The 14,933-nt window shown below is 73.1% G+C and carries 13 protein-coding genes; 6 read left to right on the forward strand and 7 right to left on the reverse strand.

The genetic code is table 11. From position 1 onward, the window contains the following. Positions 1-218 precede the first annotated feature (218 nt). On the forward strand, positions 219-551 hold the full coding sequence (locus S1361_RS26655; RefSeq protein WP_208034455.1) for an ATP/GTP-binding protein: 333 nt from the start codon (positions 219-221) through the stop codon (positions 549-551). A 12-nt stretch (positions 552-563) separates the two neighbouring features. Here the strand turns inward: S1361_RS26655 and S1361_RS26660 are convergent, their stop codons facing one another. From S1361_RS26660 to S1361_RS26675, 4 genes are all read right to left on the reverse strand, one after another. Continuing rightward, positions 564-1,448, reverse strand: a complete 885-nt coding sequence (locus S1361_RS26660) for an ABC transporter permease (protein WP_208034456.1) — start codon at positions 1,446-1,448, stop codon at positions 564-566. Further along, positions 1,445-2,812: an ABC transporter ATP-binding protein gene (locus S1361_RS26665; protein WP_208034457.1), complete on the reverse strand. Its 1,368-nt coding sequence runs from the start codon at positions 2,810-2,812 to the stop codon at positions 1,445-1,447. Before S1361_RS26665 ends, S1361_RS26660 begins: the two co-directional genes overlap by 4 nt. A 131-nt stretch (positions 2,813-2,943) precedes the next feature. After that, positions 2,944-3,717: an ABC transporter permease gene (locus S1361_RS26670; protein ID WP_208034458.1), complete on the reverse strand. Its 774-nt coding sequence runs from the start codon at positions 3,715-3,717 to the stop codon at positions 2,944-2,946. Between the two features lie 2 nt (positions 3,718-3,719). After that, complete coding sequence (locus S1361_RS26675) at positions 3,720-4,673, reverse strand: ATP-binding cassette domain-containing protein (RefSeq protein WP_208034459.1); 954 nt, start codon at positions 4,671-4,673, stop codon at positions 3,720-3,722. Positions 4,674-4,774: 101 nt separating this feature from the next. Between S1361_RS26675 and S1361_RS39375 the strand changes: the two genes are divergently transcribed. Next, a complete protein-coding gene (locus S1361_RS39375; protein ID WP_243769309.1) occupies positions 4,775-5,023 on the forward strand; it encodes a hypothetical protein in 249 nt (82 codons plus the stop codon). A 30-nt stretch (positions 5,024-5,053) separates the two neighbouring features. Further along, positions 5,054-5,269, forward strand: a complete 216-nt coding sequence (locus S1361_RS39380) for a hypothetical protein (RefSeq protein ID WP_243769310.1) — start codon at positions 5,054-5,056, stop codon at positions 5,267-5,269. A gap of 65 nt (positions 5,270-5,334) precedes the next feature. Here S1361_RS39380 and S1361_RS26685 read toward each other — a convergent pair whose 3' ends face one another. From S1361_RS26685 to mce, 3 genes are all read right to left on the reverse strand, one after another. After that, entirely contained in the window at positions 5,335-6,270 is a 936-nt protein-coding gene (locus tag S1361_RS26685) for a coiled-coil domain-containing protein (RefSeq protein WP_208034460.1), read from the reverse strand. 187 nt (positions 6,271-6,457) lie between these two features. Further along, on the reverse strand, positions 6,458-10,492 hold the full coding sequence (gene scy, locus S1361_RS26690; protein ID WP_243769311.1) for a polarized growth protein Scy: 4,035 nt from the start codon (positions 10,490-10,492) through the stop codon (positions 6,458-6,460). A gap of 206 nt (positions 10,493-10,698) precedes the next feature. Beyond that, on the reverse strand, positions 10,699-11,139 hold the full coding sequence (gene mce, locus S1361_RS26700) for a methylmalonyl-CoA epimerase (RefSeq protein ID WP_208034461.1): 441 nt from the start codon (positions 11,137-11,139) through the stop codon (positions 10,699-10,701). Between the two features lie 149 nt (positions 11,140-11,288). Here mce and S1361_RS26705 point away from each other — a divergent pair, with 149 nt between their 5' ends. The 3 genes from S1361_RS26705 (at position 11,289) to S1361_RS26715 (ending at position 14,907) form a co-directional block, all read left to right on the forward strand. Then, positions 11,289-12,488: an acetyl-CoA C-acetyltransferase gene (locus tag S1361_RS26705; protein ID WP_208034462.1), complete on the forward strand. Its 1,200-nt coding sequence runs from the start codon at positions 11,289-11,291 to the stop codon at positions 12,486-12,488. Between the two features lie 50 nt (positions 12,489-12,538). Next, positions 12,539-13,495 (forward strand): methylmalonyl Co-A mutase-associated GTPase MeaB, encoded by a 957-nt coding sequence (gene meaB, locus S1361_RS26710; protein WP_208034463.1) that lies wholly within the window; start codon positions 12,539-12,541, stop codon positions 13,493-13,495. Between the two features lie 146 nt (positions 13,496-13,641). Further along, entirely contained in the window at positions 13,642-14,907 is a 1,266-nt protein-coding gene (locus S1361_RS26715) for an MFS transporter (protein ID WP_208034464.1), read from the forward strand. Positions 14,908-14,933: the final 26 nt, after the last annotated feature.

Here is a 14,933-nt window from a genome sequence, read left to right on the forward strand (position 1 = left end):
CCTCGCCTCCGACCCGGAGCTCCCCCACCCGGCATAACCGTCTGACACGTGCCCAGGACACGGCCTGCCGGGAAGATTTGCGGATTGTCTGCAGAATGGCTCGCGCTGGAGGGGGACTTGTGCGGGTTGGTTCCTTACGCGTACCCACACGTACCCCTCCGCGGCGACGCGTAGGCTGGATGGAGCCCTGCTTCCTGTATAGCCCCGAGAGGTGTTCCGTGTCCCCGCGCCGTAACCGACCGAAGGCAGCCGGATCGTCGGGCCGGAGCGCCGAGGACGATCGCGCCGGCCGGTACGGCGGCTGGCAGTCCACCGAGAACTGGCAGGGCGAGGACTGGAGCGTGCGGCACGTCGCCGGGGCCGGCGCGGAGGGCAAGACCTACCGCTGCCCCGGCTGCGACCAGCTGATCCCCTCCGGCGTCCCGCACGTGGTGGCCTGGCCGGAGCACGCGGGCGTCGACGACCGCCGGCACTGGCACAAGGCCTGCTGGAACGCGAAGGACCGCCGCACCACGCGGGTGCAGCGGTCCCGTAACGCGCCGAGGTTCTGAGTCCGGGCCGGGCTACACGTCCCGGCTCTGCAGCAGCGAGTACGCGCCCGCGTACACCGCCGCCGTCAGCACGAGCATGATCCACAGCGGGTCCCAGCCGGACGGTCCCGACTCGGTCAGCGAGTTGGCGTAGAAGACGCTCAGCTGGTTCGGGATCGAGTACTCGAACAGCCACTCGCGCAGCTTGTCGAGCGACTCCGTCACCATGAACATCGCGAGCACCAGCGGGGCGAGGACCACGCCGATCATGATGGTGATGGCGCCCGCGGAGTGCCGGATCACCGAGCCGATCAGCAGCGAGAGCAGGCCGAGCAGCGCCATGTAGAGGCTGACGCCGACGGTGGCCTTGAGCCAGTCCTGGCCGGACGGGGTGCGCGCCCCGGTGCCCTCCAGCATGGACGCCTGGACCATGGCCACGAAGGTGGAGGTGACCAGGGTGACGGCGAAGGCGACGGCGAAGAACACGATCGACTTGGCGGCGAGCACCCGGGCCCGGCTGGGGCACGCGGTCATCGTCGTCCGGATCATGCCGGTGCCGTACTCCGAAGCGGTGGTCAGCACGCCGAGCGTGATGATGCAGATGCTGCCGACGAGCAGGCCGAAGAACCCGAACGACAGCGGGTTCTCGCCGGACAGGCTGTCGGAGTCGGAGTTGGCCTCGATCAGGGCGCCGGCCAGCAGGCCGATGCCGACGACGAGCACGATGAACACGCCGAGCGTCCACATCGTGGAGCGCACCGACTTGATCTTCGTCCACTCGGCGGCCAGCGTGTGCCCGAGGTGGGTGCGCACCACCGGGATGGGCGAGTTGTAGCCGGGGTACGGGCCGCCGGGCGCCGCCTGCCAGTGCGGCGCGGCGGCCTGGGCCTGCGGCATCGGGGGCTGGTGGGTGCTCATCGGGCGTCCTCGGGCTGGGTCGGGTCGGCGGGGGCGGGGGCGGCGGGCGCCGGGGCGGCCGCGGGAGCCGCGGGCGCGGCGGGGGGCACGGCCGGGGCCGCGGGGGCCTGCCCGGCGGCCGGCGCATCCTTGGTCAGGACCGGCTGAGCCTGCGGCGCCGGGGCGGCCGACGGGGCCTGCGGGGCGTCAGCGGCGGACGGGGCCTGCGCGGGCTGCGGGACCTGCGCGGCCGGGGCCACGGGCTGCGGGGCCGGCTGGGCGTACGGGTTGGCCGCCCCCGGCGCCGTACCCGCGCCCGGAGCGCCGCCGTACAGCCCCGCAGCGGGCGGCAGGCCGGCCTGCTGGGGCGGCGGCGGGGCGTACCAGCCGGGCTGGCCCTGACCGGGCACCGGCATGGGCGGCTGGGCTCCGGGCGGCAGCGGCTGCTGGAGGCCCGCCTTCTGGTCGACGGTGGAACGGTAGTCCACGGCGCCCTGCGTCATCCGCATGTACGCCTCCTCCAGCGAGGCCTGGTGCGGGGAGAGCTCCCACAGCCGGACGTCCGCCTCGTGGGCGAGGTCGCTGATGCGGGGCAGCGGCAGCCCGGTCACCCGCAGCGCGCCGTCCTGCTCGGGCAGTACGTGCCCGCCCGCCTCGGTGAGCGCGGAGGTCAGCTTCTCGCGCAGCTGCGGCTCCGTGTCGGGGGTGCGGACGCGCGCGAAGTCGGCGGAGTTGGCCGAGATGAAGTCCTTCACGCTCATGTCGGCGAGCAGCTGGCCGCGCCCGATCACGATGAGGTGGTCGGCGGTCAGCGCCATCTCGCTCATCAGATGGGAGGAGACGAAGACCGTACGGCCCTCGGCCGCGAGGGCCTTCATGAGGTTGCGGACCCAGAGGATGCCTTCGGGGTCGAGGCCGTTGACCGGCTCGTCGAAGAGCAGCACCTGCGGGTCGCCGAGCAGCGCGGCGGCGATGCCGAGGCGCTGGCCCATGCCGAGCGAGAAGCCCTTGGATCGCTTTCTGGCCACGCCCTGGAGGCCGACGACACCGAGCACCTCGTCCACGCGGCGGGCCGGGATGCCCGACATCTGGGCGAGGCTCAGCAGGTGGTTGCGGGCGGTCCGGCCGCCGTGCACGGCCTTGGCGTCGAGCAGCGCGCCGACCTGCCGGGGGGCGTTGGGCAGCTTGCGGTACGGGTAGCCGCCGATGGTGACCGACCCGGACGTGGGGTTGTCCAGCCCGAGGATCATCCGCATCGTCGTGGACTTGCCCGAGCCGTTCGGCCCGAGGAAGCCGGTGACGGCCCCTGGCCGCACCTGGAAGGAAAGGTTGTACACGGCGGTCTTGTCGCCGTAGCGCTTGGTCAGGCCGACAGCCTCGATCATGCTCCGCACCCATCGAAAGGTTCAGGACAGCGGGGCACACGCCCCCGTAAGGGTTAGGAGGATATCGAGGCGCTGACGGTTCCGCCCAAGACTGGGTAAAGCCCAGAGCATTACGTGCCGTGATGACTGGTCTACTGTGCGTCCCGGCGCCTGAGGAGGACGTAGCCGCCCGCGAGCGCGGCGAGCACCCACAGGGCCATGATCCCGAGCCCGGTCCAGGGCCCGTACGGGGTGTCGTCGCCCACCCGGGGGACCACCTGCATGATCCGGCTGCCGGCCTGGTCGGGCAGGAAGCGGCCGATCTTCTTGGTGGCGTCGACGTTGCCGAGGATGTTGGAGATCAGGAAGAAGAACGGCATCAGGATGCCCAGGGACAGCATCGGGGAGCGCAGCATCGCGGCGACGCCCATGGAGAACATCGCGATCAGGGTCATGTAGAGCCCGCCGCCGAACACCGCGCGCAGCACCCCGGGGTCGCCGATGGCGGCGCGGTGGGAGCCGAGCATCGCCTGGCCGAGGAAGAACGCGGCGAAGCTCGTCACCATGCCGACGGCGAGCGCGAGCGCCGCGGCCACCGCGACCTTGCAGAACAGGAAGGTGCCGCGCTGCGGTACGGCGGCCAGGGAGACCCGGATCATGCCGGTGCTGTACTCGTTGGATACCACCAGCACCCCGAACACGATCATCGCGAGCTGGCCGAGCGTCATGCCCGCGAAGCTGATCACCGTGGGGTCGAAGGAGAGCCGCTGCCGTACGGGCATGTTCTCGTACTGGCTGTTCGACAGCGCGGAGATCAGCATCCCGAGCGCTACGGTGACCACCCCGGCCAGCGACAGCGTCCACACCGTGGACGCCACCGACCGGATCTTGGTCCACTCGGACCGGATGACCTGTACGGCCGCCATGCTCAGGCCCCCTTCCAGCCGGCGCCCCAGTCCTGCGGGACCGCGACCGGCCCGGCGTGCGCGTGGTACTCCACGGTTTCCGCCGTCAGCTGCATGAACGCCTCCTCCAACGAGGCCTGCTGCGGACTCAGCTCGTGCAGCACGAGTCCGTTGCGCGCGGCCAGTTCACCGATCTGCTCGGCCTTGCCGCCCGCCACCTCCAGCGCCCCGCCGCCCGCCTCCACGACGGTGATCCCCGCCTGGTGCAGCACGTCGAGCAGCCGCTCGCGCTGCGGGGAGCGGATCCGCACGTACGACCGTGAATTCGCCCGGATGAAGTCGGCCATCGAGGTGTCCGCGAGCAGCCGGCCCTGCCCGATGACCACCAGGTGATCGGCCGTCAGGGCCATCTCGCTCATCAGGTGGCTGGACACGAACACCGTCCGGCCCTGCCCGGCCAGCGACTTCATCAGGTTCCGGATCCAGTGGATGCCCTCCGGGTCCAGCCCGTTCACCGGCTCGTCGAACATCACGATCCGCGGGTCCCCGAGCAGCGCGGCGGCGATCCCGAGCCGCTGCCCCATGCCGTACGAGAACCCCTTGGTCTTCTTCCGCGCCACCGCGGTGAGCCCCACGGTCTCCAGCACCTCGGCCACCCGGCTCCGCGGGATGCCGTTGCTCTGCGCGAGGCAGAGCAGGTGGTTGTAGGCGCTCCGGCCGCCGTGCACGGCCTTGGCGTCCAGCAGGGCGCCGATGTACGTCAGCGGGTCCTTGAGCCGGTCGTAGTGCGTGCCGTCGATGCGGACGTCCCCGGCCGTGGGGTGGTCGAGCCCGAGGATCATCCGCATGGTGGTGGACTTCCCGGCCCCGTTGGGCCCCAGAAACCCCGTCACGACGCCCGGCCGCACCGTGAAGGTGAGATGGTCGACCGCCACCTTGTCGCCGTACCGCTTGGTCAGCCCCTCCAGCTCGATCATGCGGCCACGCTAGGACGGGCTCCGGGCGGCTGCCACTCGAGCGGTCGCGGTATGCTCCAGCCTCCTTGACCGGCGCGGGGGCGCCGGCGGTCGGGGCACGGGTGGGGGACAGGGTGGCCGAGGACGGCAGACCGCGCGCCGGTTGGCGGGCCGGGGCGGCGGTGACGGCCGCCGGGGCCGCGGCCGGGCTCGCGGTGGAGTTCCACGTGCTGGGCTGGACGTCCACGGCACGGCCCGCCCTGCCGGCGACGGTCAGCGGGAACACCCTCGTCGTCGCCACCCAGAAGCCGGGCGGCTACGACGCCGACCACGTCTCGGCCCACTCCCTCGGCGACGGGCGGCGGTTGTGACGCGCCGGGGCGGACGGGGCCGCCGCTCTGGTGACCACGGGCCCCGACCGGGTCGACGTACTCGGGCCGAACGGCCGGCTGTGGACCCTCGACACCGCCGACGGAGACCGGATCGGCGAGGACGACGGTGTCATGGTCACCACCAACCGGTTGGCCGGGCACACCCAGCTGCTGCGCGCGGACGGCACCTGGATCGTCGTCAACGGCGAGGGCACGAAGGAGCCGCCCCTGTACGGCCTGCGCTGAGCAACGGCGAAGGGGCGGCGGGACTCGGCCCACCGCCCCTCGGAGCGTCGTACGACTGCCCGGACCTAGCGGGACTGCTGCGCCGGGACACCCCGGGAGATCGGCTCCTCGTCGGTGGAGGTGCCGGCCGCGGCCACCGCGGCACCGGTCAGCGTGGCGAGCATCTCGCGGACGTTCGTCAGCTGGGCGTTGATGCTGTCGCGGCGGTTGGTGAGCGCCGCCAGCTCCCGCTCGGACTCCGAACGGATGCGGTCCGCCTTGGCGTTGGCGTCGGCCACGATGTCCTCGGCCTGGCGCTGGGCGGTCTCCACCGTCTGGCGGGCCCGGCGCTCGGCGTCGGTGCGCAGCTTCTCCGCCTCCAGGCGCAGCTGCTCGGCGCGGTGCTCGATCTCCGCGAGGCGCTTCTCCGCCTTCTGCTGACGCGAGGCCAGGTCGCGCTCGGACTGCTCACGGCGCTTGGCCAGGTTGGTCTCGAAGTCGGCGGCGGCCTGCGCGGCCTTGGCGCGGGTCTCCTCGAAGAGGGCGTCCGCCTCCTCACGCTTGGACTGCGCGTCCTTCTGGGCGTCGGCGCGCAGCTGGGCCGCGTCGGCCTTGGCCTTCTCGACGATCCGGACGCCCTCGTCCTCGGCCTTGGCCTTGCGGTCGGCCGCGTACGACTCGGCGTCGTTGCGGACCTGCTGGGCCGCCGACTCGGCGAGGTCGCGGTGCTGCTCGGCCGCCCGCCGGGCCTCCTCACGCAGCTCCTTTGCCTCTTCCTCGGCCAGGCGCAGGATCTTCTCGACCCGCGCGCCGAGACCCGCGTAGGACGGCTCGGCATCCGTGATCTGGGCCTGGGCGTTCTGCGTTTCGAGGTGCAGCTCCTCGATGCGCTTCTCCAGGGCGGTGATGCGGGCGAGAGCGCTGTCACGGTCGGAGACGAGCTTGGAGATACGTTCGTCCACCTGAGCGCGGTCGTACCCACGCCGCACAAGCTCGAAGCCGTAGGGGGAAGTGTCGCTCATGGGGTTCCTGTCGAATGAGACCGGTGAGTGAGGTGATAGAGGGAATCCTAGGGGCCGAAGCGGTGTGTCATCGAGCGGATACGGTTTTGATCTGGAGAATGGCACCTCTTTTGAGTGGCTGACCGCCGCATGGCTTGCCAACGGCGGGGACAAAGCACCCAGAAGACACCGGATCGCACCTCCCGCGCTAGCTCTCCGACGACTTGCCACCCGATCGGGGGGCACCCACCGTGGCGCCCGCCTTGACGCCGTTGTCCTTGCCGGACGTGGGCGCCTCGAAGGATTCCAACGCCTCCAGGACGTCCTGGACCCGCGAGATCTCGGCGTTGATGTCCTCGCGCCGGCGCACCAGGACCTCCAGCTCCCGCTTGCCCTCCTCGACCGTGCGCCGGGCCTCGCGGATGGCCTCCGCCTTCAGCTCCTCGGCCTCCTTCACCAGGCGGGCCTTCTTCTGCTCGGCCTCCTTGAGCAGCCCCTCCGCCTTCTTCACCGCGGCGATCCGCACCTTGCCCGCCTCGGAGTTGGCCTCCGAGACCAGCTCCTTGGCCTTGGCCTCGGCCTTCGCCAGCTGCTCCTCGGCGGCCTTGATGAGCGCGTCGCACCGGTCGCCGGTGGACTTCATCGTCTCGGCGGCCTCGCGGCGGGCCCGCTCGTGCAGCTCCTCGATCTCGCCGGTGATGCGGTCGCGCAGCTCCTCCGCCCGCTGCCGGATGGCGGTGGCGTCGCGGCGGGCGCCGACCAGCAGCTCGTCCGCGTCCGTGCGGGCCTTCTCCACCAGCGAGTTGCCCTCGATGGTCGCCTCGGAGACGATCCGGTCGGCCTCGCTGCGGGCCGCGCCGACCATCGTGTCGGCCTGCGACTCGGCGTCCGCGGTGGTCTTCAGCGCCTGCTGCTGCGCCTCCGTGAGCAGCTTGTCGGCCTCGGCCGTGGTCTCCGTGATGAGCTTGTCGACCTGCTCGGCCGCCTCCGAGCGCCGCTTGTTGGCGTCCTTGCGGGCCTCGTCCAGGGTCCGCTCGGCCTCCTCGCGCGCGGAGCCGACGACCCGTTCGGCCTCCGCCACCGCGTCCGCCTTCGTCCGCTCGGCCTCGGCGCGCAGCCGCTCCGCGTGCGCCTGCGCGGAACCGACCGTCTCGGCGGCCTCGGCGCGCAGCCGCTCGGCCTCGTCGGTGGCCTCCCCGAGCAGCTGCTCGGCCTCGGCGAGTGCCTCGGCACGGACCCGGTCGGCCTCGGCGACGGTCTCGTTCTGGAGGCGTTCGGCCTCGTTGCGGGCCTCGGTGATGAGGGTGTCGGCCTGGGTCGCGGCGTCGGAGCGGATGCGGTTGGCGTCCTCGCGGGCGTCCGCCCGGGTACGGGCCGCCGCCTCGTTGGCCTCGGTGAGCGTCTCCGACGCCTCCGTCCGGATCCGGTCGGCCTCGGCGACGGTCTCGTTCTGGAGGCGTTCGGCCTCGTTGCGGGCCTCGGTGATGAGGGTGTCGGCCTGGGTCGCGGCGTCGGAGCGGATGCGGTTGGCGTCCTCGCGGGCGTCCGCCCGGGTACGGGCCGCCGCCTGGTCGGCCTCGGCGAGCGCGTCCGACGCCTCGGTGCGCACCCGCTGGGCGTACTCGCCCGCGTCCGCGCGCAGCCGCTCGGCCTCGGCGATGGCCTCCGCCATCGTCCGCTCGGCCAGCGCCTTGGCCGCCTCCGACTCCTCGTTCACCTCGCGCCGGATCCGGGAGGCGTCCTCGCTCGCCCGCTCCCGCTCGGCGTAGGCGTCGGCGCGGACCCGGTCCGCCTCCTCCTCGGCCTCACGCCTCGTACGCTCCGCCGCGTGCTCGGCGGCCGAACGCAGCCCGGCGATCTCCTCCTGCGCCTGCTCGTGCAGCCCGGCGACGGAGTCCCGCACCTGCTGCGCGTGCTGCTCGGCGGCGGCCACCATCTCCGTGGCGCGCCGGTCGGCCTCCTCCACCAGCCGGGTGGCCTCGGCCTGCGCCTCCTCCACGCGCTTGCGGGCGGAGGCCAGCAGCTCCTCGCTCTGCTCGCGGGCCCGCTGGCGTTCCTGGTCGGCCTCCTCGCGGGCGGCACCGAGGAGTTCCTCGGCCTCGCGGCGGCGCCGGGCGGCCTCCTCCTGCGCGGCGGCCAGCGTCTCGGACGCCTCCGTGCCGAGGCGCTCGGCGGCGGCCTGCGCCTCCGCGCGGACCCGGTCCGCGGTGTCCTGTGCCTCCGCCTTCAGCCGCTCGGCCTCGGCGGCGGCCTCCGACCGCAGCCGTACGGCGATGGCCTCGCCCTCGGCGCGGGAGGCGGACGCGTCGGACGCCGCCTCGGTGCGCAGCCGCTCGGCCTCGGCCTCGGCCTGCTGCTGGAGCGTACGGATCCGCTCGGCGGACTCCGCGCGCAGCCGCTCGCTCTCCTCGGCGGCCTCCCGGCGGATCCGGGACGCCTCCTCCCGGGCGTCGGTCAGCGCCTGCTCGGCCGAGGCCAGCCGCTCCTGCGTCTCCGTCTGGAGCCGGGTCAGCTCCTCGGCGGCCTCGCCGCGGCGGGCCTCGACGGCCCTCTCGGTCTCCTCGCGCAGCTCCTGCGCGGCCTTCTCGGCGTCCGCCTGGACCTTCTCGGCCTGCTCGGCGGCCTCCGCGCGCAGCCGCTCGGCCTCCTTGCGGGTGCGCTCCAGGGTCTCCTCGGCCTGCCGGCGCAGCGCGGTGGCGCGCTCGATGGCCTCGGTGCGGACCTTCTCGCTGTCGGCGGTCGCGGTCCGCCGCAGCTCGTCGGCGTCCGCCTTGGCCTTGGCCAGCAGCTCCTCGGCGGACTTGGCCGCCTCCTCGATCTGCGCCACCGCCTCCCGGCGGGCCTCGGCGCGGATGGACTCGCCCTCGGCGACCGCGTCGGCGCGCAGCTGCTCGGCCTCGCCGCGCAGCCGGCGGGCCTCCTCCTGCAGCTCGACCGTCTTGGCGCGGTACTCCTTGGTGTCGTCCTTGGCCGCGCCCTTGAGCTGCTCGGCGATGTCGTGCGCCTCGGCGCGCAGCCGGTCCGCCTCGGTCTCGGCCTCCGAACGGATCCGCTCGGCCTCCTCGGCGGCGGCCCTGGTGGTCCTCTGGGCGTCCTCGGACGCCTTGTTCAGGACCTCCTCGGCGGTCCGCGCCGCCTTCGACAGCTGGGTGGCCGTCTCCTCGGCGGTGATCGAGCGGGCCTTCTCGGCGGCCTCGGCGACGATCTTCTCGGCCTCGGCGCGGGCGTCCGCGACCAGCTGCTCGGCCTCCGACTTGGTGTTCTCGGCCTCCTTGGTGGCCTCCTCCACCAGCCGGGCCACCTGCTCCTTGGCCGTCCGGGTGCGCGTCTCGTTCGCGGCCTCGGCGCTCGCGAGGGCCTTGGCGGCGGCCTCCTTCGCCTCCGTGACCACCTTCTCGGCCTCGGCCTGCGCCTTGCGCAGCGCCTCCTCGGCCGCCGCCATCCGCTCCTCGGCGGCCCGGCTGAGCTCGGCGGCCTGCCGGCGGGCCGTGTCCGACTCGGTGACCGTGGCCGTACGCAGCTGCTCGGCGTGCTCGGTGGCCTCCTGCGCCTGCGTGGAGGCGGCGTTCAGCAGCCGCTCGGCGTCCGTGCGGGCCCGGCGCAGGATCTGCTCCGCCTCGGTGCGCGCCGCCTCGGCCTCGCTCTGCAGCCGCTCCCGGGCCTCCCGGGTCAGCCGCTCGGCCTCCGCGCGGGCGGCGGCCATCGCCTGCTCGGCCTCCGCGCGGGACTCCTCCAGCAGCCGGCGGGCCTGCTGCTCGGTGCGGGCCCGCAGCTGCTCGGCCCACGCCACGTTCTCGTTGACGTGCGACTCGACGGTGGCCCTGCGCTCGGCCAGCTCCTGGTCCAGCTGCTGGCGCCGGGTGACCGCCTCCTGGTGCAGCTCGGCCTGGAGCCGGGCGGCCTGCTCGGCGTGCTCCTGCAGGATGCGCTGGGTCTGCGCGCGGGCCTGGCTCAGCTCCCGCTCGGCGTCCTGGCGCAGCTGCTCGGCCTGCATCTGGGCGTTGCGGAGCAACTGCTCGGCCTGGTAGCCGATGTCACCCGCGTCGTAGGCGGGCCGGGTCATGAGGGTGCGCCGCGCCTCGTGCAGCTTGGCGCGCAGCACCTCGACCTGGTAGCCGAGGTCCTCGGCGTGCTGGATCGCCTTTTCCCGCTCGGTCCTCAGCCGCTTCATCTCGGCCTCGAACCGAGAGAGGTGGTCGACGTCAGCCGCCGGCTCTCGCTCCTGGCTCTCGTAGCCCCGCACTGCGCGGTCCCATCCGTCCCCTGGTCAGCTTCTCCAACGAGCTCCGTCCAACCGCCGAACGGGGCCCCCGGGGAATGGTGTCAGACAGACGGCGGAGCACGGGCTGCTGCCCCGACGCTCGTCCCCCGAAACCCGGACCCCGGCATGCGGCCGTCCCGGTGGAAGGGACGACCGCCCCCAACCCTACCGGCCCCTATGTACGGGGGTCAGTGCTCAGGTGACTCAACAGGGGCCGAAGTGACCAGTTCGGTCAGAACGCCGTGGCAGTCCTTGGGGTGCAGGAAGGTGATCCGCGACCCCATGGAGCCGCGCCGTGGCTCCTCGTAGAGCACCCGGACGCCCTTGCCGCGGATCTCCTCGGAGTCCGTGTCGACGTCCGCGGTGCCGAAGGCGATGTGGTGGACGCCCTCCCCGTTCTTGGCCAGCCACTTGCCGACCGCCGAGTCCTCGCGGGTCGGTTCCAGCAGCTGGAGGTAGGAGGCGCCGCCGTCCGAGGTCTCGTTGATCTTGAGCATGGCCTCGCGCACGCCCTGCTCCTCGTTGACCTCGGTGTGGAACACCTCGAAGCCGTACGTGGCCCGGTAGAACTCGACGGTGGCGTCGAGGTCGTGGCAGGCGATCCCGATGTGGTCGATTCGCGTCAGCATGGATTCAGTGCAGCGCCCCGGGGGTGGTTACGCAACGTGCGCGCGATCACACCGGCAGGCCGGTGACGCCGTGTCCAACCGCTCAGTACATTCGAAGTAAACCCTCGTTCACTCCTCGGCTGTGCGCAGCTGGAAGGGGATCGCACCTCATGTCTTCTGGAACGACCAGCTCGGTGATCGTCGCGGGCGCCCGGACGCCCATGGGGCGGCTGCTGGGCTCGCTGAAGTCCTTCTCCGGAGCCGACCTGGGCGGCTTCGCGATCAAGGCCGCCCTCGACCGTGCGGGGATCGGCGGCGACCAGGTGCAGTACGTCATCATGGGCCAGGTGCTGCAGGCCGGCGCGGGCCAGATCCCGGCCCGCCAGGCCGCCGTCAAGGCCGGCATCCCGATGAACGTCCCGGCGCTCACCATCAACAAGGTGTGTCTGTCCGGCCTCGACGCGATCGCCCTCGCCGACCAGCTGATCCGTGCGGGTGAATTCGACATCGTCGTGGCGGGCGGTCAGGAGTCCATGACCAACGCACCGCACCTGCTGCCCAAGTCCCGCGACGGCTTCAAGTACGGCGCGGTCCAGATGCTCGACGCGATGGCCTACGACGGCCTGACCGACGCCTTCGAGGGCATCGCCATGGGCGAGTCCACCGAGAAGCACAACGCCCGCCTCGGCATCGGCCGCGCCGAGCAGGACGAGATCGCCGCCCTGTCCCACCAGCGGGCCGCCGCTGCCCAGAAGAACGGCCTGTTCGAGGCCGAGATCACCCCGGTGGAGATCCCGCAGCGCAAGGGCGACCCGGTGCTGTTCAGCAAGGACGAGGGCATCCGCGGCGACACCACCGCGGAGTCCCTGGGCAAGCTGCGCCCGGCCTTCTCCAAGGACGGCACGATCACGGCCGGCTCCTCCTCGCAGATCTCGGACGGTGCGGCGGCCGTGGTCGTGATGAGCAAGGCCAAGGCCGAGGAGCTGGGCCTGGAGTGGCTCGCGGAGATCGGCGCCCACGGCAATGTGGCCGGCCCGGACAACTCGCTGCAGTCCCAGCCGTCCAACGCCATCCAGCACGCCCTGAAGAAGGAGGGCCTGGAGGTCTCCGACCTGGACCTGATCGAGATCAACGAGGCCTTCGCCGCCGTCGCCGTGCAGTCAATGAAGGACCTCGGCGTGTCCACGGAAAAGGTGAACGTCAACGGCGGCGCGATCGCGCTCGGGCACCCGATCGGCATGTCCGGCGCCCGGCTCGTGCTCCACTTGGCGCTGGAGCTGAAGCGCCGCGGCGGCGGTGTCGGCGCGGCGGCGCTGTGCGGCGGCGGCGGCCAGGGTGACGCGCTGATCGTGCGGGTGCCGAAGGCCTGAGTCGCGCAGGTCACATGCAGCGGTACGTCGGTGAAGTGAACGGAGCTGTGATGCAGGACGTCTCCTCTCTGGTGGCCCAGGCCAGGGAAGGCCGGCCGCGGGCCGTGGCCCGGCTGATCTCGCTGGTGGAGGGGGCGTCCCCGCAGCTCAGGGAGGTGATGGCGGCGCTCGCGCCGCTGACCGGCAACGCCTATGTGGTGGGCCTGACCGGCTCACCCGGCGTCGGCAAGTCCACCTCCACCTCCGCGCTCGTCACCGCGTACCGCAAGCAGGGCAGGCGGGTCGGCGTCCTGGCCGTCGACCCCTCGTCCCCGTTCTCCGGGGGCGCCCTGCTCGGCGACCGGGTCCGGATGTCGGAGCACGCCTCCGACCCCGGCGTCTACATCCGCTCGATGGCGACCCGCGGCCACCTCGGCGGCCTCGCCTGGGCGGCCCCGCAGGCCATCCGCGTGCTGGACGCGGCCGGCTGCGACGTGATCCTGGTCGAGACGGTCGGCGTGGGCCAGTCGGAGGTCGAGATCGCCTCCCAGGCGGACACCTCCGTGGTGCTGCTGGCGCCCGGCATGGGCGACGGCATCCAGGCGGCGAAGGCCGGGATCCTGGAGATCGGCGACGTCTACGTCGTCAACAAGGCCGACCGGGACGGTGCCGACGCCACCGCCCGCGAACTGAACCACATGCTGGGCCTGGGCGAGGGCCGGGGACCGGGCGACTGGCGCCCGCCGATCGTCAAGACGGTCGCGGCCCGCGCGCAGGGCGTCGACGAGGTCGTGGAGGCCCTGGAGAAGCACCGGGCCTGGATGGAGGAGCGGGGCGTCCTCGCCGAGCGCCGCAAGGCCCGCGCGGCCCGCGAGGTGGAGACCATCGCCGTCACCGCGCTGCGCGAACGCATCGGCGACCTGCACGGCGACCGCCGCCTGAGCGCCCTCGCCGAGCGGATCGTCGCCGGCGAACTGGACCCCTACCGCGCGGCGGACGAGCTGGTCGCGGGTCTGACCCAGGGCTGAGGGGTCGCCGACCCGGTGATCGCGCTGCTAGCGTGACGGGCATGTTCCTCCTCTCGGCGTAGAGCGCACCCGGGATCGCGGGGCCCGAGCGAGGGCCACCGCGCCCTTCGGTGTCCCTCTTCCGCTCCAGCCAGGGGAACTTCCGCGTGTCCACGCACCCTTCGCGGCCCTCGTACGCCGCCGTCCTGCGCGTTCCGCATGCGCGCCACGCCTTCACCGCCGCCCTCACGGCCCGCCTGTCCTACGGCACGGTCGCCCTCGCGGTCCTGCTGTCCGTCTCTCGGGCCACCGGGTCCTGGGCGGTGTCCGGGACCGTGCTGTCCCTGTTCGGCGCCACCACGGTCTTCCTGATGCCGTTGCGGGCCTCGCTGATCGACCGGCACGGCCCGCGCCGGGCCCTGCTGCCCATGTCGGCGCTGTACGGCGCCCTGCTGAGCGTTCTGGCGGCCCTCACCTGGCGTCCTGGGGCCCCGGCAGCACTCGTCGCCGTGTCCGCCGCCCTGGCCGGGGCCTGCGCACCGCCGCTCGGTCCGACCATGCGCGCCCTGTGGTCCGAACTGGTCGAGGACCCGGGCCTGTTGCGGCGCGCCTACAGCCTCGACGGCGTCGCCGAGGAACTGCTGTACGTCTGCGGTCCGGCACTGGTCGGCGCGCTCATGGGCATCGCCCCGCCGGCCGCCGGCATCCTGCTGAGCGCGGCCCTCAACGTGGCGGGCACCTGTGTCTTCGTCAGTTCACCGGTGCTGCCCGGACCGCGCCCGGCGCGCCGCCGGGCGCGGCCCGCCGCGGTCCGGGGCCTGCTGCCCCCGGTGGCGGTCGCGCTGGGCGTCGGACTGGCCCTCAGCTCCGTGGAACTGCTGGTCATGGCCTTCGTCACGGAACGCTCCCACGACCCCGCCCTCGTCCCCTGGGTGCTGGGCGCGCTCTCGGCGGGCAGCGCCCTGGGCGGTCTGGCCAACGGGGCGGTGCGGTGGCGTACGACCGCCCGGGCCCGGCTGTGCCGGTTCGCGGCGGCCCTCGGCCTGGTCCTCGCCCTGGCGGGCCTGGCCCGCGACCTGTGGACGCTCACCGCCGTGACGGCCCTCGCCGGCGCGTTCACCGCCCCGGCCCTGACGACGGCCTACCTGCTGGCCGACGAGACGGCGGCGGAGGGTTCCCGGACCCGGGCCGGGGCGTGGGTGAACACCGGGGTGAACGCCGGGAGTTCGGCCGGAGCGCTGGCAGCGGGGCTGCTGATCGGCCGGGTCCCGTTGTCGCTGTGCTTCGCCCTGGCGGGCGGAGCGGCCCTGGTCACGGCCGCCGCGGCGGCCGTGCGGCCGCACGCGGGTGGGTGGTCGCACGGTTCTCCGCGCTCCCGGGGAACCGGAGCGGCCCGCACGGGTGGCGCGGCGGCGCCTTGCCGGCGCCGGTGAGCGCCTCCACCCAAGCCCGGCTGCCG

The organism is Streptomyces cyanogenus (genome assembly GCF_017526105.1).
In the GTDB taxonomy this organism is placed as follows: domain Bacteria; phylum Actinomycetota; class Actinomycetes; order Streptomycetales; family Streptomycetaceae; genus Streptomyces; species Streptomyces cyanogenus.

Excerpts from the sequence above, each read along its gene's own strand:
- S1361_RS26660 (WP_208034456.1), bottom strand. The coding sequence starts at position 1,448 with ATGAGCACCCACCAGCCCCCGATGCCGCAGGCCCAGGCCGCCGCGCCG.
- S1361_RS26665 (WP_208034457.1), bottom strand. The coding sequence starts at position 2,812 with ATGATCGAGGCTGTCGGCCTGACCAAGCGCTACGGCGACAAGACCGCC.
- S1361_RS26705 (WP_208034462.1), top strand. The coding sequence starts at position 11,289 with ATGTCTTCTGGAACGACCAGCTCGGTGATCGTCGCGGGCGCCCGGACG.
- S1361_RS26670 (WP_208034458.1), bottom strand. The coding sequence starts at position 3,717 with ATGGCGGCCGTACAGGTCATCCGGTCCGAGTGGACCAAGATCCGGTCG.
- S1361_RS26675 (WP_208034459.1), bottom strand. The coding sequence starts at position 4,673 with ATGATCGAGCTGGAGGGGCTGACCAAGCGGTACGGCGACAAGGTGGCG.
- mce (WP_208034461.1), bottom strand. The coding sequence starts at position 11,139 with ATGCTGACGCGAATCGACCACATCGGGATCGCCTGCCACGACCTCGAC.
- meaB (WP_208034463.1), top strand. The coding sequence starts at position 12,539 with ATGCAGGACGTCTCCTCTCTGGTGGCCCAGGCCAGGGAAGGCCGGCCG.
- S1361_RS26685 (WP_208034460.1), bottom strand. The coding sequence starts at position 6,270 with ATGAGCGACACTTCCCCCTACGGCTTCGAGCTTGTGCGGCGTGGGTAC.